The sequence below is a fragment of the Chimaeribacter arupi genome (assembly GCF_002858805.1).
Taxonomy (GTDB): Bacteria; Pseudomonadota; Gammaproteobacteria; order Enterobacterales; family Enterobacteriaceae; genus Chimaeribacter; species Chimaeribacter arupi.
The window spans coordinates 73,625-95,286 of the sequence record NZ_PJZI01000018.1; the positions used below are offsets into that span (position 1 = coordinate 73,625).

General features: G+C 63.7%; 19 protein-coding genes and 1 pseudogene. 11 read left to right on the forward strand and 9 right to left on the reverse strand.

Annotated elements, in window-relative coordinates:
• The first annotated feature begins 260 nt into the window (after positions 1 to 260).
• Both dacD and CYR52_RS12150 read left to right on the forward strand, forming a co-directional pair.
• A complete protein-coding gene (gene dacD, locus CYR52_RS12145) occupies positions 261 to 1,454 on the forward strand; it encodes a serine-type D-Ala-D-Ala carboxypeptidase DacD (RefSeq protein ID WP_072933043.1) in 1,194 nt (397 codons plus the stop codon).
• 132 nt (positions 1,455 to 1,586) lie between these two features.
• Positions 1,587 to 2,162, forward strand: coding sequence for a YecA/YgfB family protein (locus CYR52_RS12150; RefSeq protein ID WP_072933045.1), 576 nt, complete (start codon positions 1,587 to 1,589; stop codon positions 2,160 to 2,162).
• 45 nt (positions 2,163 to 2,207) lie between these two features.
• Here CYR52_RS12150 and CYR52_RS12155 read toward each other — a convergent pair whose 3' ends face one another.
• The 3 genes from CYR52_RS12155 to CYR52_RS12165 form a co-directional block, all read right to left on the reverse strand.
• On the reverse strand, positions 2,208 to 3,113 hold the full coding sequence (locus CYR52_RS12155) for a LysR family transcriptional regulator (protein WP_072933047.1): 906 nt from the start codon (positions 3,111 to 3,113) through the stop codon (positions 2,208 to 2,210).
• A gap of 116 nt (positions 3,114 to 3,229) precedes the next feature.
• Complete coding sequence (locus tag CYR52_RS12160; protein ID WP_101828663.1) at positions 3,230 to 4,033, reverse strand: DeoR/GlpR family DNA-binding transcription regulator; 804 nt, start codon at positions 4,031 to 4,033, stop codon at positions 3,230 to 3,232.
• Between the two features lie 43 nt (positions 4,034 to 4,076).
• Entirely contained in the window at positions 4,077 to 4,973 is an 897-nt protein-coding gene (locus CYR52_RS12165; protein ID WP_072933051.1) for a PfkB family carbohydrate kinase, read from the reverse strand.
• A gap of 177 nt (positions 4,974 to 5,150) precedes the next feature.
• Here CYR52_RS12165 and yihU point away from each other — a divergent pair, with 177 nt between their 5' ends.
• The 8 genes from yihU to CYR52_RS12205 all read left to right on the forward strand — a co-directional run bounded on the left by yihU (position 5,151) and on the right by CYR52_RS12205 (position 15,080).
• Positions 5,151 to 6,044, forward strand: coding sequence for a sulfolactaldehyde 3-reductase (gene yihU / locus CYR52_RS12170; RefSeq protein ID WP_101828664.1), 894 nt, complete (start codon positions 5,151 to 5,153; stop codon positions 6,042 to 6,044).
• 57 nt (positions 6,045 to 6,101) lie between these two features.
• Entirely contained in the window at positions 6,102 to 6,974 is an 873-nt protein-coding gene (locus tag CYR52_RS12175; protein ID WP_072933056.1) for a class II fructose-bisphosphate aldolase, read from the forward strand.
• 1 nt (position 6,975) lies between these two features.
• Positions 6,976 to 8,025: an aldose epimerase family protein gene (locus CYR52_RS12180; RefSeq protein WP_101828665.1), complete on the forward strand. Its 1,050-nt coding sequence runs from the start codon at positions 6,976 to 6,978 to the stop codon at positions 8,023 to 8,025.
• A gap of 3 nt (positions 8,026 to 8,028) precedes the next feature.
• Positions 8,029 to 9,384: an L-fucose/L-arabinose isomerase family protein gene (locus CYR52_RS12185; RefSeq protein WP_101828666.1), complete on the forward strand. Its 1,356-nt coding sequence runs from the start codon at positions 8,029 to 8,031 to the stop codon at positions 9,382 to 9,384.
• 30 nt (positions 9,385 to 9,414) lie between these two features.
• Positions 9,415 to 11,451, forward strand: a complete 2,037-nt coding sequence (locus tag CYR52_RS12190) for an alpha-glucosidase (protein WP_101828667.1) — start codon at positions 9,415 to 9,417, stop codon at positions 11,449 to 11,451.
• Between the two features lie 60 nt (positions 11,452 to 11,511).
• Positions 11,512 to 12,906, forward strand: a complete 1,395-nt coding sequence (locus tag CYR52_RS12195; protein WP_101828668.1) for an MFS transporter — start codon at positions 11,512 to 11,514, stop codon at positions 12,904 to 12,906.
• Between the two features lie 48 nt (positions 12,907 to 12,954).
• The gene (locus tag CYR52_RS12200) at positions 12,955 to 14,388 is read left to right on the forward strand and encodes a glycoside-pentoside-hexuronide (GPH):cation symporter (protein WP_241522414.1); all 1,434 of its coding nucleotides are present in this window, start codon (positions 12,955 to 12,957) and stop codon (positions 14,386 to 14,388) included.
• 167 nt (positions 14,389 to 14,555) lie between these two features.
• Complete coding sequence (locus tag CYR52_RS12205; RefSeq protein ID WP_072933066.1) at positions 14,556 to 15,080, forward strand: YjjA family protein; 525 nt, start codon at positions 14,556 to 14,558, stop codon at positions 15,078 to 15,080.
• A gap of 165 nt (positions 15,081 to 15,245) precedes the next feature.
• Here the strand turns inward: CYR52_RS12205 and CYR52_RS12210 are convergent, their stop codons facing one another.
• On the reverse strand, positions 15,246 to 15,983 hold the full coding sequence (locus CYR52_RS12210) for a metallophosphoesterase (RefSeq protein ID WP_101828669.1): 738 nt from the start codon (positions 15,981 to 15,983) through the stop codon (positions 15,246 to 15,248).
• A gap of 986 nt (positions 15,984 to 16,969) precedes the next feature.
• Between CYR52_RS12210 and CYR52_RS12215 the strand changes: the two genes are divergently transcribed.
• The gene (locus tag CYR52_RS12215) at positions 16,970 to 18,016 is read left to right on the forward strand and encodes a LacI family DNA-binding transcriptional regulator (protein WP_101828670.1); all 1,047 of its coding nucleotides are present in this window, start codon (positions 16,970 to 16,972) and stop codon (positions 18,014 to 18,016) included.
• Between the two features lie 13 nt (positions 18,017 to 18,029).
• Here CYR52_RS12215 and nth read toward each other — a convergent pair whose 3' ends face one another.
• From nth to CYR52_RS22660, 5 genes and pseudogenes are all read right to left on the reverse strand, one after another.
• A complete protein-coding gene (gene nth, locus CYR52_RS12220) occupies positions 18,030 to 18,665 on the reverse strand; it encodes an endonuclease III (RefSeq protein WP_072933072.1) in 636 nt (211 codons plus the stop codon).
• The gene (locus tag CYR52_RS12225) at positions 18,662 to 19,363 is read right to left on the reverse strand and encodes an electron transport complex subunit E (protein ID WP_072933074.1); all 702 of its coding nucleotides are present in this window, start codon (positions 19,361 to 19,363) and stop codon (positions 18,662 to 18,664) included. The genes nth and CYR52_RS12225 overlap by 4 nt, the downstream gene beginning before the upstream one ends.
• Complete coding sequence (gene rsxG / locus CYR52_RS12230; RefSeq protein WP_072933076.1) at positions 19,356 to 19,988, reverse strand: electron transport complex subunit RsxG; 633 nt, start codon at positions 19,986 to 19,988, stop codon at positions 19,356 to 19,358. Before rsxG ends, CYR52_RS12225 begins: the two co-directional genes overlap by 8 nt.
• 9 nt (positions 19,989 to 19,997) lie before the next feature.
• Positions 19,998 to 21,050, reverse strand: a complete 1,053-nt coding sequence (gene rsxD / locus CYR52_RS12235; protein WP_101828671.1) for an electron transport complex subunit RsxD — start codon at positions 21,048 to 21,050, stop codon at positions 19,998 to 20,000.
• Positions 21,051 to 21,662 (reverse strand): annotated as a pseudogene (locus CYR52_RS22660) (electron transport complex subunit RsxC); the annotation flags it as partial.

Genomic DNA, 21,662 nt, shown 5'->3' on the forward strand with positions numbered 1-21,662 from the left:
GAAGGGGTGAGCGTCTAATCGAATGGCGCAATCGCCTGATAGAGGATGCTTATCGCGCCGGCGCAGATTGCGCAACAAAAAGCCCGTTTGCGCCGGTCGCGGTTTTTGTGACCAAGTTGTAACAGCCCAGTTTCATTATGCAATCTTTGGCAAAAGTCTTAGGGTTCCACCGGCTTCGGAATTCATGCACTCTACCCGCCGGATTTTCATCGGTTTTTTTGCGTGGGCCGGGGTTGCCCGCGCAGCAAGAGGATAAGTGTGTGAAGCGTAGTGTATTGAGTATGTTATGTGGCGTATTGATGATGACCGCCGGGCAGGGCATGGCGGCAGAAGCACCGACCGCAGCCGGCGTCGCGCCGGTGGCGTTCCCGGTGGTGGCACCGGGCATTGATGCCGCCTCCTTTGTGCTGATGGACTACGCCACCGGCGACATCCTGGCGCAGGGCAACCAGGACGAGCGCCGCAACCCGGCCAGCCTCACCAAGCTGATGACCGGCTATGTGGTGGATCGTGCGCTGGACCAGCACAAAATCACCCTGGATGACGTGGTCACCGTGGGCAAAGATGCCTGGGCCGCAGGCAACCCGGTGTTTGCCGGCTCCTCCCTGATGTTCCTCAAGCCCGGCGACCGCGTCACCGTGCGTGACCTGAGCCGCGGCATCATCATTGATTCCGGCAATGACGCCTGTGTGGCGATGGCGGATTACGTGGCCGGCGGCCAGCCGGCGTTCGTCGGCCTGATGAACCAGTACGCCGCCCGCCTCGGCCTGAACGATACCCACTTCGAAACCGTCCACGGGCTGGATGCGCCGGGGCAGTTCACCACCGCGCACGACCTGGCGGTGCTCTCGCGCGCCATCATCCACGGCGAGCCGGAGGAGTACCACATGTACAGCGAGAAGACGCTGACCTACAACAACATCACCCAGAACAACCGCAACGGCCTGCTGTGGGATAAAAACCTCAACGTCGACGGCCTGAAAACCGGCCACACCGAAAGCGCCGGGTTTAACATCATCGCCTCCGCGACCGAAGGCCAGCGCCGCCTGATCGCCGTGGTGATGGGCGGCAAAAGCCCGAAAGGGCGTGAGGAGCAGGCGCGCAAACTGCTGACCTGGGGCTTCCGTGAGTTCGCCACCCTGCCGGTGTTCAAAGCGGGGCAGAACATCGCCAGCGAAAAGGTCTGGTACGGTGACACCGACAAAGTGAAACTGGGCAGCGCCGACGCAGTGTTCCTCAGCGTCCCGGCCGGTGACAGCGACAAGATCAAAGCGCAATATGTGCTGAACAGCCCGCAACTGGAAGCACCGCTGCAAAAAGGGCAGGCCGTCGGCAAGATCAACATTGTCGATCAGGGCAAAGTGCTCAAATCGATCCCGCTGGTGGTGCTGGAGCCGGTGAAACAGGGCAGCCTGTTCAGCCGCGCGGTGGATTACGTCAAACTGAAGATCTAGTCCGCCAGACTAAAACGAGCCGGCCGCTGCGCCGGCTTTTTTCTCTCTGCCGTTCCGGTTTTGGCAGCTAAAATAAAGGTAAGACACCGGGGTGCCATTCTGCGGCCCCCCCTAAGCCTGAGGAGGCGCAGTATGAATCAAGGGCCATTGACTGAAGATGAGCTGGAGTGGCTGGACGAGGTGCTGCTGAAGTACGGCAATGATGACTCGGTGCTGGATGTCTCGGAACTGGATGGCCTGCTGACGGCGATCCTCTCCGGGCCGACGGTGATTGAGCCGGCGCAGTGGCTGACGGCACTGTGGGGCGGGGAGGATCAGATCCCGCGCTGGTCATCGGAGCAGGAGATGAACCGCTTTATGGATCTCACCTTCCAGCATATGAACGACATCGACCAGCGGCTCAATGACGCGCCTGACCAGTTTGACCCGATGTTCGGCTACCTCGAGGAAGGGGATGAGGAGCAGGTGATTGTGGACGAATGGTGCTTCGGCTACCTGCGCGGCGTGGCGCTGGGTGACTGGCCGCCGCTGCCGGAGAGCCTGGAACCGGCGCTGGGGGCGATTGCCCTGCACGGGCAGGAGGAGAACGCACCGCTGCTGGAGCAGATGACGCCGGAAGCTTACGTGCAGAGCCTGGCGGACATCGGCGACGCAGCCCTGCAACTGCACGCCTACTGGCGCGAACAGCGCGCGCCGCAGTTACATTAAGCGCCGTTTACCCGGCACCCCACGCCGCCTTCCCAGGCGGCGTTTTTATTTCTGCCGTTCACGCAGCCAGTGCTGGGCGGCATCGAAGAAGTGCTGGGCGAGCGGGGTGGCGCGGCCGGTTTCGGCGACCACCAGCGCGGCGTGGCGGCTCATTGGTGCAATCGCCAGCGGGCGGTGGTTTAGTGCCGGGGTCATGGCGTCAATCAAATGGCCGTGCGGCACCAGCCCGCAGCCCAGCCCGACATACACCCCCTGCATCAGCTGGAAAATCGAGCTGCTGTCGAGGATCGGGCGCAGCACCAGCCCGGCCAGGCTGAACTGGTTGTCCAGGTAGCGGCGGAAATAGCGGCTCGGGTCGGAGAGGCAGAGCGGCAGCACCGCGGCCTCCGCCAGCGTCAGCGGCGCGTCACCGTTGAGTTGCGGGAAATGGTCCGGGTGGTAGAGCACGTCCACGCCGCTGTCTTCCAGCGGCTGCATCTGGAAACGCAGCTCGTTCAGCGTCGTCATCTCAAAGAACCCGATGCCCACGTCCACCGCATGGCTGTTCAGCGCGTCCAGCAGCTGATCGGCACTCAGCTCGGCCACCCGGTAGTCAAGACGCGGGTTGTCCGCCTGCACACCCTTCAGCATTTCAGCCAGCGACAGGCTGCATTGCGGCATCACGCCGATGCGCAGTGTACCGGTCAGCCCATGCTTCAGGGAGTCCACCTCCAGCTTCAGCCCCTGATAGACCGCGACAATCTCGCGCGCCCAGTTCAGCACCCGCTGCCCTTCGGCAGTGAACCCCTCGAAGTTGTTTCCCCGGTTGATCAGGTTCAGGCCCAGCTCTTTTTCCAGGTTTTTTAACCGCATGGAGAGCGTCGGCTGGCTGACGAAACTGGCTTCGGCGGCGCGGCCGAAATGGCGCTCCCGCTCCAGGTTGCAGAGGTAGATAAGTTGTTTGATGTCCATAAATAGGGCAGGTGATCCGCTCAGCGATGTGATAAAGGCCAGTATACCACTCCCGCTGCCGGGTAATCCGCTGTGAAAGGGCTGCCGGGGCCGCCCATTCAGCGGATTGGTGACGATCAGGGCGCGGCGTCGCCGGTGGCGGTGATCGGGGCCAGGTGCACCTCCACCGCGGCGGCCGCCAGCCGGGCAGCCAGCGGCGGCGGCGGGGCGCTGTCGGTAAACAGGGCGCTTATCTCACTGACCTGCGCCAGTTCCACGGCAGCCGAGGCGCGGAACTTGGTGTGATCCGCCGCCACCAGCACATTGCGGCTGTGGGCCATCATCGCCCGCGCCATCGCCGCCTCGTTGACGTCAAATTCCAGCAGCGTGCCGTCCGCTTCCAGTGCGCCGGTGCTGGTGAGGGTGTAATCCGCGCGGAACCCGGCGACAAACTGGATGGCGCTCGGCCCGATGATGCCGCCGTTGTGGGCGCGCAGCGTGCCGCCCGGCACCAGCACCTCAAAATCTTTCTGCTTATAGAGGATCTGCGCCACCCGCAGGCTGTTGGTGATGATGCGCAACTGGCTGTGGGAGAGCAGCGCCCTGGCGATATGCTCAACGGTGGTGCCGATGGTCATAAACAGCGTGCAGCGGTCGGGCAGCTGCGCGGCCAGCGCCTCGGCAATCGCCCGTTTTTCCTCGGTGCAGGCCAGCTCGCGCTGTTCGAAGGCGGTATTCACCAGGCTGGAGGCGCGCCCGGCACCGCCGTGGTGGCGGGTGATAAACCCTTCCTGGCTCAGCTTGCGGATGTCGCGGCGCACCGTCTGGGTGGACACCGCCAGCAACTGGGCCAGCGCCTCAATGCTCATGTAGCCCCGTTCGGCAATCAGCGCGATCAGCTGGTCATGCCGGGGGTTGCCCGTCAAATCCGTCACACTCATGGCGGCTCCTTATCCTTATCTCCGTGTCCGGTTCCGGGCCAGTTTATACATAATGTGACAAAAATGCGCTGAGTTGATCACAGTCCGCGATGCCGGCGCGTCCGCCCGGTTGGGTGCATTTGAGCGCCGCCGCCGCACTGGCCCAGCGCACCGCCTCTGCCGGGGTCGCCCGGCGGGCAATGGCCCACGCCAGCGCGCCGTGGAACACATCCCCGGCACCGGTGGTGTCTTTCACTTCCACCTCAAACGCCGGCTGGTGGCGGCAGTGCGCCCCCTCCAGCCACAGACAGCCCTCACGGCCGAGCGTGACGTAAACGGTGCCCGGCGTCATCGTGGCCGCCCGGCGCAGCGCGGCCTCCGGCGGCAGATCCCCGGCCAGCCGTTGCAGGGCGGGCCAGGAGAAGGCCGCGTGGTCTGCCAGTGCCAGCAGCGGGGCGATCGGCTGCGGCGTGAGGTCGGCGTCCAGCACGGTCGGGATGCCTGCCGCCCGCGCCTGCGTCATCGCCTGTTGCGCCCCTTCCGGCCAGCGCACATCGGCCAGCACCGCGTCATAACGCCGGAAATCGATCTCCGCCAGCCACGCGGCGTCCGCGGCCAGCGCCCGGCCGGGAAAATTGATGATCATCCGCTCGCCGTGGCGGTCCACCACAATCGCCGACTGGCCGGAGGCCGCGCCCGCTACCCGGCGGCAGTGCCGGACTGACACGCCCTCTGCCGCCAGCCCGGCACACAGTGATGCCCCGCAGGCATCCTGCCCGACCCGGCCGATAAAATCGACCTGCGCCCCCAGCCGCGCGGCCGCCACTGCCGCGGTGGCCGCCGGGCCGCCGCCCGCTTCCTGGTAATCCCCGGCCACATATTTGCCGCCGCCCAGGGGCAGCGCATCCAGATAGTACAACCGGTCTTCTACGGTAATCCCCACACAGGCCAATGTGGTCATGGCGCTCTCCTTAACAATCCTGTTGGTCATGGGTGTCCATTTTATCGGCGGAAATTGTTGGAAAAGTGATTGGTGTCTGATTTTTTACTCAAAACAACAAATATGATCAAAAAAGAACAAGAAATGACAGTTGAGATGTCATTTTGTCTTAGAGGTGACCAACAGGGAGAACGCAGTATGGCGAAAGTGGCATTTATCGGACTGGGGCAGATGGGCGCGCCGATGGCGCGGAACCTGTTGCGCCACGGGCACGGGTTACAGGTGTATGACCTCAACCCGCAGGCGGTGGCCTCGCTGGCGGCCGACGGGGCGCAGGCCGCCGCCAGCCCGGCAGACGCGGCGCGCGGCATGGAGGTGGTGATCACCATGCTGCCGGACGGGCAACGGGTGCGGGAGGTGTTGCTGGGGGCGCAGGGCGTGGCAGGCACCCTGGCGCCCGGTGCGCTGGTGGTGGAGATGTCCACCATTCACCCGCTGGAAAGCGACGCCCTGGCGCAGGCGATGGCCGAGCGGGGCTTCAGCTTTATGGATGCGCCGGTCGGGCGCACCTCGGAACACGCGGTGGCGGGCACGCTGCTGATCCTGGCGGGCGGGACGCCGGAGCAGGTGAGCCGCGCCGCGCCGTTGCTGCGCTGCATGGGGGACACGCTGGTGGAGGCGGGCGGGCCGGGGCGCGGTATCCGCATCAAGATCGTCAACAACTACATGAGCATCGCGCTCAATGCGCTCTCGGCTGAGGCGGCGGTGCTGTGCGAGGCGCTCGGCCTGCCGCTCGCGACTGCACTGGAGGTGATGGGCAAGACCTCCGCCGGGCGCGGGCATTTCACCACCAGCTGGCCGGAAAAGGTGCTGAAAGGTGACCTCAGCCCGGCCTTTATGATCGATCTGGCCCATAAGGATCTGGGGCTGGCGCTGGACATCGGCGGCCAGTTGCGCGTGCCGCTGCCGCTGGGCGCCGCCGCGCGGGAGCTGTACAGCCAGGCCCGGGCGCAAGGGCGCGGGCGGCAGGACTGGAGCGCCTTGCTGGAACAGGTACGGGCCGCCGCAGGGCGGGATCATCACGGCGTCTGACACGCACGACATCTGACACATCACGATATCTGATACATCACGACAGAGGAGTGAACTATGCCCTATATCGCGGGAGATACCCTGATTCGCCATGCCTGGCAGCAGGGTTATGCCATTGGCGCGTTCAGCGCCCATAACGCCGAAACCGTGCTGGCGATCCTGGAGGCGGCCGAAGCGGAGCAGTCCCCGGTGATGATCCAAATCGGCCAGAAGGTGATTAACACGCTGGGGATGCGGCCGATGAAAGCGCTGGTGGATGCCTGGCTCGATCGCGTCACCGTGCCGGTCTGCGTGCACCTCGACCACAGCCGCAGCTTTGAGCAGACCATGGAGGCGGTGCGCTGTGGCTTCCAGTCGGTGATGTTTGACGGCTCGCACCTGCCGTTTGACGAAAACGTGCGCATTACCCACGCGGTGGCAGATGTCGCCCACGCGCTGCACATCGGCTGCGAAGGGGAGATCGGCAAAATCGGCGGCGTGGAGGATGAGATCGACGTGGCGGAAGAGGATGCGCTGATCACCGGCTGCGACGAGGCGCTGGCCTTTGTACAGGCCACCGGGGTGGATTATCTGGCGGTTTCCATCGGCACCGCCCACGGGTTGTACAAAAAAACGCCCCGGCTGGCGTTTGACCGGCTGGCTGAGATCCGCGAAGTCGTGCAGCGGCCGGTGGTGCTGCACGGCGGCTCCGGCGTGCCGGACGATCAGGTGCGCCGCGCCATCCGCCTCGGGGTCGCCAAGGTCAATGTGGATACCGAGTTGCGCCAGGCGTTTACCGAAGGCATGGCGGCGGTGCTGGCCGATGACCCGCAGGAGTACGCGCTGGCGGTGTCGCTGGGCGGCGGGCGTGAGGCGATGCGGCGCAAAGTGCAGGAGAAGATCCGGCTGTTCGGCAGTCAGGGGCAGGCGGGCCATTTTACAGGAGAGTGAGATGACGCAGGTAACAGAAACCCCGTTTGGGGAACACCAGGGGCAGGCGGTCAGCCTGTTTACCCTGACCAATGCACAGGGCATCAGGTTAGCAGTCACTAACTACGGTTGCATCGTGACCCAGCTCTGGCTGCCTGACCGGCACGGCAGGCTGGCGGACGTGGTGCTGGGCTTTGACACGCTGGCGGAGTACCAGGCCGGCCACCCGTTTTTCGGGGCGATCGCCGGGCGCTGTGCCAACCGCATCGGCGGCGGCCGGTTCCGCCTCGGCGATGAGGCCATGACGCTCGCCTGCAACGAGGCGGCCACCGGCCAGCACCTGCACGGTGGGGTGCGCGGCTTTGATAAATATGTCTGGCAGGCAGAGGCCGAACCGGACGGCGTACGGTTCCACCGCGTCTCGCCGGACGGCGAAGAGGGGTACCCCGGCACGCTGTCGGTGACGCACCGCCTCCGCCTCACCGAGGACAACGTGCTGCATTTCGAGTATGAGGCGGTGACGGACCGGGCGACGCCGGTCAACCTCACCAACCACAGCTACTACAATCTGTCAGCGCAGGCGTCAGACATCCGCGGGCACCAGTTGCAGATAGCGGCCGATCTCTACACCCCGGTTGACCCGGAAACGATGCTGCCGACCGGCGAAATCCACGCGGTGGCGGGCACGCCGCTTGATTTCCGCCAACCGGTGGCGCTGGGTATCGCGATGGCGCAGCAACCGGCCATCGACATCAACTACGTGTTGCGGGCGCAGGCCGCAGGCCACGGCCTGCACCCGGCGGCCACGCTGGCCGACCCGGACTCCGGGCGCGAAATGCGGGTGTTCACCGACCAGCCCGGCCTGCAATGCTATAACGGCGCGAAACTCAGCAACCGGCCGTGGAGAGGCAAGGGCGGCGTGCACTACGGCGCGTTTGCCGGGCTGTGCCTGGAGACGCAGGCCTTCCCGGACAGCGTCAACCAGCCGCATTTCCCCGGCGTTGTCCTGCAACCGGGCGAGGTCTATCGCCACCACACGGCGCACCATTTCAGCCTGATCGGGGAGGAGTAAGCGATGAACGATAACACTGCCCGGCCGCTGACCCTCGGCGTCCTCGCCCTGGGGCGCGCCACCTTTGATGTGCCCTATGCGCAAGAGATGCTGGCGCAGGCGTGGCAGACGCTGCGCGGCCTCGGCTACCGGCTGGCGGGGGAGCCGGTGCTCTGCCTGGAGGCGGACGCCGTGCACGCCGCCACCGCCGCACTGCGTGAGGCGCAGCCCGACCTGCTGGTGATTTTACAGGTGACCTTTACCGACGCGGCGCTAACCACTGAACTGCTGCGGGCGTGGTCAATCCCCACGCTGCTCTGGTCATTCCCGGAAGCGCGTACCGGCGGCCGGTTGCGGCTGAACGCCTTTTGCGGCGTGAACCTCGCCTGCCACGCCCTGAGCCGCCACGGCCTGAGCGTGCAGACGCTGCACGCCGCGCCGGACAGCGCCCACGCCGCCACGGAGCTGCGCCTGCTGGCGCAGGCCGCCGGGATCGTCGGCAAACTGCGGCAGGCGAAGGTGCTGGTGGTGGGCGACCACCCGCAGGGTTTTGATGCCTGCAACTATGACCGTGACCAACTGGTGCACCGTTTCGGCACCCACAGTGAGCGTATACCGGTGCATGAGCTGATCGCGCAGGCGGCGGCACTGCCGGAGAGCGTTACCGAGGTGCCGTGGCAGCGGCGCAGCCGTGATTTCAGCAACCTCAGCGAGATGCCGGAAACCCCGACCCGCAAAACGCTGAAAGTTTACGCCGCGCTGCAACAGCAGGCGAAAACCCACGGCTATGACGGCATCGCCGTGCGCTGCTGGCCCGATTTCTTCACCGAGTATGGCTGTGCCGCCTGCGGCGCGCTGGCGCTGATGAATGAAGACCAGATCCCGTGCGGCTGCGAGGCGGACATGTTCGGCGTGATCTCCTCGCTGCTGTTGCAATGGGCATCCGGCCAGGGGGCATTCAACACCGATCTGGTGGACATCGACCCGGATCAGGACAGCGTGGTGTTCTGGCACTGTGGGCAGGCCCCGATTGAGATGGCCGACCGCGACGCCCCGGTGCGTGCCGCACTGCACTCCAACCGCAAACTGCCGCTGCTGTCGGAATTTGCCCTGAAACCGGGGCGTATCACCCTCTGCCGCATTTCGCAGGGGCAGGGCAAGCTGCGGCTGATGCTGGCGGGCGGCGAGATGCTGAAAGCGCCGCTGGCCTTCTCCGGCACCGCCGGGGTGGCGCGGCTGGATGTGCACGCCGACCTCTACCGGCAGCGGCTGCTGGCGGCCGGGATGGAGCACCATACCTCGCTGGCCTACGGCGACCACCGCCCACTGCTGCGCAAAGTCGCGCAACTGCTGGATCTGGAATTGCTTGAGCTGGCCTGATGCCGGCTCGCACACAGGGAGCATATCACCATGACAAGCACTACCCCCCAGGGCGGCCTCCGGTTCAGCCCAACCCAGGATGGCTTTACCCTGCACCTGGACGGCCGCCTGTTACTGCAACACAGCGCGCAATACCCCTGCCTGAGCGTCGGGCAGGGCGAGGCGGACATCGAGATGTTCCGCGGCAATTTCAGCATCAAAGACAAGCTGCAGGAGAAACTGGCGCTGACTGACTGCGCCATCACCGACACGGCGCACGGGCTGTGCGTGACGCTGTCACGCGGGGCGGTCGCGTCCGCCACGCTGACCCTCGCACAGGATGACGCAGGCCGCCTGCGGCTGTCGATCGCCAACAGCAGCCCGCGCCATAACCGGCTGTGGCTGAACCTGGCGGCGGAGCCGGACGAGCGTGTTTACGGCTGTGGCGAGCAGTTCTCCTACTTCAACCTGCGCGGCCGCCCGTTCCCGCTCTGGACCAGTGAACAGGGCGTCGGGCGCAACAAAAAAACGCTGGTCACCTGGCAGGCGGACTGCCAGGAAAACGCCGGCGGCGACTACTACTGGACGTTCTTCCCGCAGCCGACTTTTGTCTCCAGCCGCCGCTATTTCTGCCATATCAGCAACAGCAGCTACATGTGTTTTGACTTCTCCGCGCCCCATCACCATGAGCTGGCGATCTGGGAGCCGCAGGCCGAGCTCTGCTTTGACACCGCCCCGAGCCAGCTGGCACTGGTCAGCAAACTCTCGGCGATGCTCGGCCGCCAGCCGGAACTGCCGGACTGGGTGTATGACGGCATCATCCTCGGCATTCAGGGCGGCACCGACATCTGCCAGCAGAAGCTGGATCGCGCCCGTGAGATGGGCGTCAGCGTGGCGGGCATCTGGGCGCAGGACTGGGAAGGGCGGCGCATCACCTCATTCGGCAAACGGCTGATGTGGAACTGGCGCTGGGACGAGGAACTCTACCCGCAGCTTGACCGGCGCATCCCGCAGTGGAAACAGGAGGGCGTGCGTTTCCTCGGCTACATCAACCCCTATGTGGCAGTGGAAAAAGAGCTGTACGCCGAGGCGGCGGCCCACGGCTACCTGACGCGTGACGCCGACGGCCGCGATTATCAGGTGGAGTTCGGCGAGTTCTACGCAGGCGTGGTGGACCTCACCAACCCCGCGGCGTATGGCTGGTACAAAGAGGTGATCAAACGCAACCTGATCGGCTTCGGCCTCGACGGCTGGATGGCCGATTTCGGCGAATACCTGCCGACCGACACCTTCCTGCACAACGGCGTCAGCGCGGAAATCATGCATAACCGCTGGCCGGCGCTCTGGGCGCAGTGCAACTACGAGGCGCTGGCCGAAACCGGCAAACTGGGCGAGGTGCTGTTCTTTATGCGCGCCGGCTACACCGGCAGCCAGAAATATTCGCTGATGATGTGGGCCGGGGATCAGAACGTGGACTGGAGCCTGGATGACGGGCTGGCGTCGGTTATCCCGGCGGCGCTGTCGCTGGCGATGACCGGCCACGGCCTGCACCACAGTGACCTCGGCGGCTACACCACGCTGTTCGGCATGAAACGCAGCAAAGAGCTGCTGCTGCGCTGGTGTGATTTCGCCGCCTTCACCCCGATGATGCGCAGCCACGAGGGCAACCGCCCGGACGACAACTGGCAGTTCGACAGTGACGACGACACCCTGCGCCACCTGGCGCGCATGACCGGCATCTTCCGCCGCCTGAAACCCTACCTGAAACAGGCGGTGGCCGAGAACAGCCGCGAGGGCATCCCGGTGATGCGCCCGCTGCTGCTGCACTACGAGGATGACCCGCAGACGCACGATCTCGCCTACCAGTACCTGCTGGGGCGGGATCTGCTGGTGGCACCGGTGCACCAGCCCGATTGCCGGGACTGGACGCTCTATTTGCCGCGCGACCACTGGGTCAACCTCTGGACCGGCGAGCCGGACAGCGGCGGCCATGAGGTGACCGTCGCCGCGCCGCTGGGGCAACCGCCGGTGTTCTACCGCCGTGACAGTGCGTGGGCGGCGCTGTTCGCCTCCCTGCGTAACGCCTGACCGGCACCCGCTTATTCCATGTGCGCACCGCCAGGCGGTGCGCCTCTCAGGAGATTAACCATGACCCTCTCCGTCGACGCACCGCCGCGCGCTGTGCTCTCTACGTTGCCGCTGCGCGAAAAAGTCGCCTATGGCCTCGGCGATGTCGGTTCCAACCTGCTGCTGGATATCGGCACGCTCTACCTGCTCAAGTTCTACACCGATGTGCTCGGCCTGCCGGGCGCGTGGGGCGGCCTGATTTTTCTGGTGGCGAAATTCTTTACCGCCTTCACCGACATGGGCACCGGCGTGATGCTGGATGCCCGCCGCCACGTCGGGCCGCGCGGCAAGTTCCGGCCGTTTATCCTGTTTGCCGCCTTCCCGGTGGCACTGTTGGCGGTGTTCAACTTCATCGGCACCCCGTTCTCACCGGGCGTCAAGGCGCTGATGGCGACCGTGCTGTTTATGCTTTACGGCCTGTTCTTCAGCATGATGAACTGCGCCTATGGCGCAATGGTGCCGGCGATGACCAAAAACCCCGACGACCGCGCGCAGCTTGCTGCCTGGCGACAGGGCGGGGCCACGCTCGGGCTGCTGCTCTGCACCGTGGGCTTTGTGCCGATCCTCGACCGCTTTGCGCAGAACCCGCAGCAGGGCTATCTGGTGGCGTCCAGCCTGTTTGCGCTGCTGGGCCTCGGCTGCATGTGGCTCTGTTACCGCGGCGTCACCGAGCGCCACCTCAGCACCGCGCCCACCGGCGCACGGCCGGGGCTGCTCGCCTCGTTCCGCGCCATCGCCGGCAACCGGCCGCTGTTTATCCTCTGCCTCGCCAACCTCTGCACGCTGGCGGCGTTTAACGTCAAGCTGGCGATCCAGATCTACTACACCCAGTACGTGCTGCATGACCTCTCGCTGATGGCCTGGATGGGCTTCTTCAGCATGGGCTGTATTTTCCTCGGCGTGTTCCTGGTGCCGGCGATGGTGCGCCGCTTCGGCAAAAAGCCGGTGTACCTCGGCGGGCTGCTGATCTGGGCGGCGGGCGACCTGCTGAACTACACGGCCGGCAGCAGTTCGCTGCTGTTTGTGCTGTTCTCCTGCCTGGCCTTTTTCGGCTCGGCGTTTGTCAACAGCCTCAACTGGGCGCTGGTGTCAGACACCGTGGAGTTCGGCGAATGGCGCACCGGCGTGCGCGCTGAGGGCACGGTGTACACCGGCTTCACCTTCTTCCGCAAAGTGTCGCAGGCGCTGGCCGGATTCTTCCCCGGCCTGATGCTGACGCAGATTGGCTACGTGCCGAACGTGGTGCAGTCCGCCGCCACACAGGAGGGGCTGCGCCAGCTGATTTTTGTCTGGCCCTGCGTGCTGGCGCTGGCCACGGCCGCCATTATGGGGCTGTTTTACAGCCTGAATGAGAAGACCTACGTGAAGATCGTCAGTGAACTGGAGGCGCGCCGGCACCCCGCCGGGAACGCCTGATCCACACACACCACGACCGCCGGCCGTTCAGGTGAGGAGAAAAACATCATGATGCACCATTCCACAACCCTGGCGGCCGCACAGCCCGCCGGGCGCGAGCAGGCGCAACCGTTGCTGACGCTGCGCGAGAAGCTGGCCTACGGGCTGGGTGACGTCGGCAACGGCTTTATGTTTGACCTGGGGCAGATCTATCTGCTGAAGTTCTACACCGACACCCTGGGCCTGCCGCCCGCCGCGGCCGGTGGGGTGTTTTTCTTCACCAAGCTGTTTGACGCGCTGGCGGATTTCAGCGTCGGCACCTGGGTAGACCGGCGGCGCAACATCGGCCCACGCGGCAAATTCCGGCCGTTTATCCTGTTCGGGGCGATCCCGCTCGGGCTGGCGACGCTGGCGAGTTTCTGGCAGCCGGGCTTCAGCCCGGACGGCACGCTGCTGTGGGCCTATTTCAGCTATATGCTGTTCGGGCTGATTTACAGCATCGTGAATATCCCTTACGGCTCGATGATCGCGGCGATGACGCAAGACCCGGTGGAGCGCGCCCAACTGGCCGCCTGGCGGCAGGGCGGCTCAAACCTGGCGCTGCTTATCACCACGGTCTGTTTTGTGCCGCTGCTGGCCTGGGTGCCCACCAGCCAACAGGGCGCGCTGTGGGTGGTGGGGGGCTTTGCGCTGGTGGGCGTGCTGTTGCAGCTGTTCTGCTATGCCAACATCCATGAGCGCATCGGCCAGCCGGTGGCCGTGCACCGTGCACCGCCGTTTCCGCTGATGGCCGGGGTGCGTGCCATCGGCCGCAACGGGCCGCTGCTGCTGCTCTGCCTGGTGAATTTGCTGACCTTTTCCGCCTTTAACGTGAAACTGGTGGCACAGGTTTACTACTGCCAGTATGTGCTGCGTGACATCGGCATCCTGCCCTATATGGGCTTTTTCAGCATGGGCTGCGTGTTCCTGGGCGTGGCCTGTGTGCCGTGGCTCAGCAAGCACCACGGCAAAAAAGTGACCTTTGTGCTGGGCTGCGCCATCTGGGCACTGGGCGATCTCTGCAACTATTTCTGGCCCACGCCCGGTGCGCTGCCGTTTATCCTGTTCTCCTGCCTGGCGTTTTTCGGCAGCGCGCTGGTGAACAGCCTCTACTGGGCCTTCGCCTCCGACGCCGTGGAGTATGGCGAGTGGAAAACCGGGCTGCGTACCGAAGGCATGGTGTACTCGTTTTTCACCTTCAGCCGCAAGCTGTCGCAGGCGATTGCCGGTTCCCTGCCGGGTGTGGTGCTGGCGTGGGTCGGCTACCGGCCCAACAGTATCCAGACGCCCACCGCCGAGCACGGCATCACGCTGCTGATGTTTATCTACCCCGGCCTGCTGGCACTGCTGACGCTGGTGCTCTGGTGGTGCCTCTACCGGCTGGATGAGGTGCGCTACGAGGCGATCCTGCTGGCGTTGCAGCAACGCAAACAGCCACCCAGCGCCAACGATTATCGCGCCTGACGGCAGCGTTTTCCCCTGTTATCCTGCCTTAAGCCGGATAAGCCGCTGAATTCACCCCTTCAGCGGCAAACTCAGACTGATCTGGTTGAGGCGGCCTGCGCGGCTGCCTAAGGTTGCAGCCTGATTTTGGCATCATTTTTGTTCATTTTTCTCAATGAGGGCAGGACATGGGTAAATTTTCATCACGCTGGCTGGTTGCGCTGGCACTGGGCGGCACCTTACTCAGCGGCGCGGCGCAAGCCGACTGGGCCGGTACGCTGAAAAGCGCCAGTGACGCGCTGAACAGCAATAACAGCAACACTGCCGCCGGCGGCAGCAACACCGCGGCCACCGGCAGCGGCGGGTTGTCGCTTGGCACCCTGACCGGGCTGCTCAACGGCGGCGACAACGGCCTGAAAGCCGAAAGCGCCACCAACGCCGCCGGCGTGCTGGAGTACTGCGTCAAAAACAATGTGCTCTCCACCACCAATGCCGCCAGTGTGAAAGATCAGTTGCTGAGCAAGCTCGGCATCCAGAGCGCGTCCGGCGCGCAGAGTGAAGATTACCAGGACGGCCTCGGCGGCATCCTGCACACCGGGCAGGGCAACGACCTGAACCTGAGCAACATCGGCGTCGGCACTGCCCAGCTGAAGCAGAAGCTGAAAACCAAAGCCTGCGACGTGGTACTGAAACAGTCGAAAAAACTGCTGTAACCGCCCGGCAGAACAACGCCGCTGCAATAAAAACAGGGAGTGCCGGAAGGTGCTCCTTTTTTGTCAGCGGGGAACGCGTTTGCCTCGCCGTATTATCCCGTCATTTCTCTGGCGAATTGCGCCGCTCTCCCGGAAAACGCCCGCTATTGCGGTCGCAACAGGCGATCACACCGCAATAATGTGGCTGACCAGCGCCCCATCAGCAAAGCGATAGAGCATCAGCGAGGGGGGATCGTCAGCCGGGGGCACGGTGTCTGATCCAAACCACACCGGGTTAGCGGGGCAGATGGAGCCGCAGATATAAGCGGGGATCCCTGCCAGATTGCCCGCCATTGGCCGGTGGACATGCCCGGTAGCGATAGCGATGGGCCGCCGCGGATGCCGCCTTAACAGCGCCCCCAGTTTCTCCGCGTCACGGCACATGATCTGATCCAGGGTAGGAATGCCGCTATGGAATACATGATGGTGCAGAAATAGTATTGAGGGTGTCACGCCGCCGGTGTGCAGGGTATGTTCCAGCCACCGAAGATGTTCAGACACACTGCCTGCCGGCGATCCCGGGAGCGTTGAGTCAAGCCCGATAAGGCGTATCCCGCTGAGCTCCGCCACAAAATGCAGCGCATCATCTGCTGTGGCCGGAGACCCGGCGCGGCGACCCGACATGGCGCGTATTCCTGTGCTATCGTCAGCATTACCGGGCAGAACAAAGGTTGGCCAGGTTCTGTTATGCACGCAAGCCGATACTTTTTCGTAGCCTTCTGACCAATTGTTATCAATCACGTCGCCGGTAAGTACCAGGGCATCTGGCTTAATGAAATCCAGCCAGGAGAGGGCACGCGCGAGCCGGGAGAGATTGTCATTATCAGGTGCTGCATGAATGTCTGATACCTGGGCAATGATCATGAAAGCCTCCTGTTTTAGTGAGACGGCCTGAATGCCTGGATTTGCGGCCAACGTTTTCCGCACCTACCCAATGATATGCAGAAGTGGTGGGGCATAAAAATCATTTCCGAGTGGAGCCGCAGGGCCGGGCAATATTTACCCTCTACTTTTTCCTTACATACTCAACGATATGCAGAGGTGGCGGGGGCGTAAAAATCATTGCCGAGTGGAGACGAAGGGCCGGGCGAACGGGCAGGATACCCAAAAATCCCCACCTACCATTTCCTTACATACCCAAAGATAGGCAGCCTGGTAGGGGCGTAAAAATCATTGCCGAGTGGAGACGCAGGGCCGGGCGAGCACACATGGATGTGTGCGAGAGTCGCAGCCACGCTGGGAGCGTGTCTGCGGCGGTCCGATTAGCCCGGAGGCGGAGTGAGGGTACACGCGAGAGCGTGCAATGATTCAGCCAACCCACCGAACGTGCGCGGGTGCAGGGCGAGCGCACCGGCGCGCCCTGCTCGGTTGAGGCGCAGCGGGCCAGGTAGACAACCACACATAAACAACCGAAACCTTCCTCAACTCACATGAGCAACCGAAACCTTCCACCGCACATAAACAACCGAAACCTTCCCCAACTCACATGAGCAACCGAAACCTTCCCCAGCTCACACAAACAACCGAAACCTTCCCCAACTCACATGAGCAACTAAAACCTTCCACTTAACCTCAACAGCAAATACCGGAATATAATGACAGCAACGTATTAATAACAATGAAGCCAGGCTTAATTTAATTATTAATAAAAATCTCTTTCCGGCGGTTATTACCGGGAAATAACCGAACAGGCAAATAAATACTCACCCTTGTCGGGGCAGCGTGCTGATTTGTGATAATACTCGCACCGCGCCGGGGGCTTTTCACGTAGCCTGCGTCGTCTGAATAATTTCAAGAGGCTACCGGTGGAAAATGTCCTGCGGGGCCTGTGTGCCGGAGAGGGCACCCCTATGGGAAAGTTAAAAATAAAGGAAATCTCATTACGCACCGGTTTGTCTTTCAGCACCGTATCACGGGTGCTGGCAGGTAAATCCAATACCAGCCAACAGGCGCGGGATAAAATACTCGCTTGCGCACGGGAAATAGGCGTGGCGGAAACGCTCTCCAACCGGTTGCTGATTAATCATATTATGCTGTTTGCGCCCAACCGGGCTTTTTATGCCCGGCGCGCTCACTTTTATTACGAGGTGATCCAGGGCGTGCAGGAGGCGATTGCCCCGCACGATGTCCAGCTCCACAGTTGCGCACTGGAGGAGCAGCACGCGGACGTCCCGCTGTTTCTGGAAAAGATCACGGCATCGGGCGCGCAGGCGATTATCCTGCTCGGCATTGATGACCCGGTGGTGCACAAGCTGGCGGCCAGTGTCGGCCGGCCCTGCGTGCTGATTAACAGCCTTGACCACGAGATGGCGCTCGACAGCGTCTCGCCTGACCACCGGGCGATCGGCTTTCGCGGGGCGCATTACCTGCTGGAGCAGGGGCATCACCGCATTCTCTCGCTGCTCTGCCTGCGCCGTGAAACCCTGATGGCCCAGCTGGAGGGCATCAAGAGCGCTTTCCGCCATCACCACTGCCCGTTCGATGAGGAGCATCACTTGCTGGTGACGCAGAATTTCTGTGAAAAAGAGGCACAGGAGGCGGTGCGCGGCTATTTTGCCGCCTGCCCGCCGTCGCAGCGGCCCAGTGTGCTGCTGTGCGGCGGCAGCCAATTGGTAAACGGGGCGATGGCTGCCCTGAAGGCGTTGGGGTTGCGGGTGCCGCAGGATGTCTCGCTGCTCGGCAGCGGGGTATCGCACCCGCCGCTCACGGCGCTGGCCCCGTGGCTGACCACATTGCACGTGCCGTGCCGGGCGCTGGGGGTGGAGGCGGTAAACCTGCTGCAAAACCGCCTGACGCACCCGGACGCCCCGGTATTTAACCTGATGTTGCAGGGCAAACTGGGGCGGCACTACTCCGTGGCGCACCCCAGCCCGTTTCACGTCCCTGGGCTGGGGTGAGGGCGGAAAAGCGTTACTCGTATACCTTGTCTTTGTACTCGCAGAGATCCTCAATAATGCAGGAGCCGCAGCGCGGTTTACGGGCAATGCAGGTGTAACGGCCGTGCAGCAGCAGCCAGTGGTGCGCGTTCACCCGGAAGGCGGCCGGTACCACTTTCAGCAGTTTCTCTTCAACCTGATCAACGTTTTTGCCCGGCGCGAAATTCGTCCGGTTGCTGACGCGGAAGATATGGGTGTCAACGGCGATGGTCGGCCAGCCGAACGCGGTGTTCAGCACCACATTCGCGGTTTTACGCCCGACGCCCGGCAGCGCCTCCAGCGCGGCGCGGTCTTCCGGCACCTCGCCGCCGTGCCGTTCCAGCAACTGGCGGCAGGTCTTGATGACGTTCTCCGCCTTGCTGTTGTACAAGCCAATGGTTTTGATGTACTCCTTCAGGCCGTCCACACCGAGATCCAGAATCGCCTGCGGGGTATTCGCCACCGGGTAGAGTTTCGCGGTGGCCTTGTTGACGCCGACATCCGTGGCCTGCGCCGACAGCAGCACGGCAATCAGCAGCTCAAACGGGGTGCTGTACGCCAGCTCAGTGGTCGGGTGCGGGTTGTTGTCCCGCAACCGGCTCAGAATAGTCGTCCGTTTCTCCTGATTCATAACGCTTTTTCAGGCTCCCCCGGCTGGGCAACCGGCGTGGTGACGATCACCGCCGTGTTGCGCGCTTTCATCTTCTGGTCAATCAGGTATTTGATCGCCAGCAGCATCGCCAGGCCGATAAACGCCCCCGGCGGCAGCATCGCCAGCAGGAACGGCGAATCCAGGTGCGCCACTTCGATGCGCAGCACTTTCGCCCAGCTGCCGAGCAGCTGGTCTGCGCCGTCAAACAGCGTGCCGTTGCCCAGGATCTCGCGCATTGACCCGAGCACAAACATCGTCAGGGTACCGCCGAGGCCGGTCATCAGCCCGTCCAGCGCGGCGTAACGCACCGGCGCTTTGGCGGCGTACGCCTCCGGGCGGCCAATCACGATGCAGTTGGTCACAATAAGCGGGATAAAAATCCCCAGTGACTGGTACAGGCCGTACGCGTAGGCGTTGATCAGCATCTGCACGCAGCTCACCACCGACGCGATGATCATCACGTAAATCGGGATGCGGATTTCGCTGGGGATCCAGCGGCGCATCATCGAGATCGAACTGTTGGTGCAGAACAACACCAGCGTGGTCGCCAGCCCCAGCCCGAGGGCGTTGGTGGCGGTTGAGGTCACGGCCAGCAGCGGGCACATGCCCAGCAACTGCACCAGCGCGGAGTTGTTTCTCCACAACCCGTCAAGGGTTACGCGTTTGGCTTCACTCATCAGAGGCTCCACAAGCAGGTAAAGAGGCAAGGCGCGGCGGCAACGTTTCCATATACAACGTGGTGCGGCGCACCGCATTCACCACCGCACGCGGGGTAATGGTCGCGCCGGTAAACTGGTCAAACATGCCGCCATCTTTCTTCACCGCCCAGCGGCGGTCGTCCGGCCCGTTAATTGTCTGTTGGGCGAAGTGCTTGATCCAGTCTGAGATCCGCACTTCAATTTTATCACCCAGCCCCGGCGTCTCATGGTGCTCCAGCACGCGGGTGCCGTACACCTTGCCGTGGAAGTCGGCCGCGACCAGGATCTGGATCGCCCCGGAGTAGCCGTCCGGCGCGGTGGTTTCCACCGCGGCCGCCACCGGCTCACCGCCTTTGCGCGCCAGGTAGAGGCGGTGCGGGGCGGCGCTGCCGAGCGCCGGGTCAGTGACCAGGTAACACTCGTTCTGCATCGCGTTGTCATAGACGCTGGCCGGGATCACCTGATCAAACAGCGCTTTCTGCTGCCGGGCCGCCTGATCGCTGATGGTGGGCTTGGTCAGGGTATAGACCACGGCAGTCAGGCCGGTGGTCAGGGCGGCGAACAGCGCCAGGGTCGTGCCGTGGCGTCGCATGGTATCAAACATCATAACTCCTCAGCGATGCCCGTAGACACGGGGTTGGGTGTAGTGGTCAATCAACGGCACGGTAATGTTGGCCAGCAGCACGGCAAAGGCCACGCCGTCCGGGTAGCCGCCATAGACACGGATCAGCCACACCAGCAGGCCAATCAGTGCGCCGAAAATCAGGCGGCCGCGCGGCGTGGTGGAGGCCGTTACCGGGTCGGTGGCGATAAAGAACGCGCCGAGCATCGTCGCACCGGAGAAGAGGTGGATCAGCGGCGAGGCGTTGAGCGCCGGGTTCACCAGCCACGCCAGCCCGCTGCAAAACGCCAGCATCAGCAGGAAGCTCACCGGGATATGCCAGTGGATCAGCCGGCGGCTGAGCAGCAGCAGGCCGCCCGCCAGGAAGCCGAGGTTAATCCACTGCCAGCCCAGCCCGGCCAGGAAGCCGCTGTAGATCGGCTGGGCCAGCAACTGGGTGTACTCATGCCCGGCACGCAGCCCGGTTTTGAAGCCGTCCAGCGGCGTGGCCTGGGTAACGCCGTCCACATTCATCTGTAACTGGTAGGCGGTGAGGCCCTCACTGCTGTGGCCGCTGAAGATGCTGAGCAGCGTGTCGTGCCAGCCCAGCGCGTGCGCCTGCAGGGTGTCCGGCGGCAGCCAGGTGGTCATCTGCACCGGGAAGGAGATCAGCAGCACAACGTACCCCACCATCGCCGGGTTGAACGGGTTCTGGCCGAGGCCGCCATACAGCCCCTTGGCGATCACGATGGCGAAGAAGGTGCCGAGCACAATCATCCACCACGGTGCCAGCGGCGGCAGGCTGATGCCGAGCAGCAGCGCGGTGAGCAGGGCGGAGTTATCACCCAGTTTTGCTTTCACGGACTGGCGGCGCAGCGCCACGATCGCCCCTTCAGCAATCAGCGCCGTGACCATGGCCAGCGCCACCTGCACCAGGTTGCCGGGGCCGAAAAAGTACCACTGCGCCGCCATGCCGGGGATGCAGGCCAGCATCACCCACAGCATGATGCTGCTGGTACGTTGCCGGTTATGGGTAAAAGGTGAACTTGCGATTCTGAAAGCCATTTATTCCTCGTTCGACATCGTTTCTTCGGCGGCCTTGCGCGCCTTAATCCGGGCAATCGCCGCAGCGACCGCCTCCTTGCGCGGGTCACTTTCTTGTTTTTCCGCCGCGCGGCCGGTGGGCTGTGTGCCGGCCTCCTGGCGCAACGGTTCAGGTGCGTGTTTGTTTAACGCACTGTTTTCGGTTACCGGGTTGTCTGACGCCTCCGCGGAGGCCGGTTCCGCTTGCGCGGCGTCAGCCGGTTCTGCCAGCGCGGCGCGTTTTGCCTTGGCACGGGCGACAGCGGCGGCCACCGCGGCTTTGCGTTTGTCGTCGGCGCTCAGCTCAGCTGAAGCGGCTTGCGCGGGTTCTGCCTCCGCCGGTGTGGCGTCAACCGGCTCTGCCAGCGCGGCGCGTTTTGCTTTGGCACGGGCGACAGCGGCGGCCACCGCGGCTTTGCGTTTGTCGTCGGCGCTCAGCTCAGCTGAAGCGGCTTGCGCGGGTTCTGCCTCTGCCGGTGCAGCGTCAGCCGGTTCTGCCTGTGCGGCGTCAGCCGGTTCTGCCAGCGCGGCGCGTTTTGCTTTGGCACGGGCGACAGCGGCGGCCACCGCGGCTTTGCGTTTGTCGTCGGCGCT

Bases quoted from the DNA above. Each gene is read 5' to 3' on its own strand.
- CYR52_RS12150 (WP_072933045.1), top strand. From the start codon at position 1,587: ATGAATCAAGGGCCATTGACTGAAGATGAGCTGGAGTGGCTGGACGAG.
- CYR52_RS12155 (WP_072933047.1), bottom strand. From the start codon at position 3,113: ATGGACATCAAACAACTTATCTACCTCTGCAACCTGGAGCGGGAGCGC.
- CYR52_RS12160 (WP_101828663.1), bottom strand. From the start codon at position 4,033: ATGAGTGTGACGGATTTGACGGGCAACCCCCGGCATGACCAGCTGATC.
- CYR52_RS12165 (WP_072933051.1), bottom strand. From the start codon at position 4,973: ATGACCACATTGGCCTGTGTGGGGATTACCGTAGAAGACCGGTTGTAC.
- yihU (WP_101828664.1), top strand. From the start codon at position 5,151: ATGGCGAAAGTGGCATTTATCGGACTGGGGCAGATGGGCGCGCCGATG.
- CYR52_RS12175 (WP_072933056.1), top strand. From the start codon at position 6,102: ATGCCCTATATCGCGGGAGATACCCTGATTCGCCATGCCTGGCAGCAG.
- CYR52_RS12180 (WP_101828665.1), top strand. From the start codon at position 6,976: ATGACGCAGGTAACAGAAACCCCGTTTGGGGAACACCAGGGGCAGGCG.
- CYR52_RS12185 (WP_101828666.1), top strand. From the start codon at position 8,029: ATGAACGATAACACTGCCCGGCCGCTGACCCTCGGCGTCCTCGCCCTG.
- CYR52_RS12190 (WP_101828667.1), top strand. From the start codon at position 9,415: ATGACAAGCACTACCCCCCAGGGCGGCCTCCGGTTCAGCCCAACCCAG.
- CYR52_RS12195 (WP_101828668.1), top strand. From the start codon at position 11,512: ATGACCCTCTCCGTCGACGCACCGCCGCGCGCTGTGCTCTCTACGTTG.
- CYR52_RS12200 (WP_241522414.1), top strand. From the start codon at position 12,955: ATGATGCACCATTCCACAACCCTGGCGGCCGCACAGCCCGCCGGGCGC.
- CYR52_RS12205 (WP_072933066.1), top strand. From the start codon at position 14,556: ATGGGTAAATTTTCATCACGCTGGCTGGTTGCGCTGGCACTGGGCGGC.
- CYR52_RS12210 (WP_101828669.1), bottom strand. From the start codon at position 15,983: ATGATCATTGCCCAGGTATCAGACATTCATGCAGCACCTGATAATGAC.
- CYR52_RS12215 (WP_101828670.1), top strand. From the start codon at position 16,970: ATGGGAAAGTTAAAAATAAAGGAAATCTCATTACGCACCGGTTTGTCT.
- nth (WP_072933072.1), bottom strand. From the start codon at position 18,665: ATGAATCAGGAGAAACGGACGACTATTCTGAGCCGGTTGCGGGACAAC.
- CYR52_RS12225 (WP_072933074.1), bottom strand. From the start codon at position 19,363: ATGAGTGAAGCCAAACGCGTAACCCTTGACGGGTTGTGGAGAAACAAC.
- rsxG (WP_072933076.1), bottom strand. From the start codon at position 19,988: ATGTTTGATACCATGCGACGCCACGGCACGACCCTGGCGCTGTTCGCC.
- rsxD (WP_101828671.1), bottom strand. From the start codon at position 21,050: ATGGCTTTCAGAATCGCAAGTTCACCTTTTACCCATAACCGGCAACGT.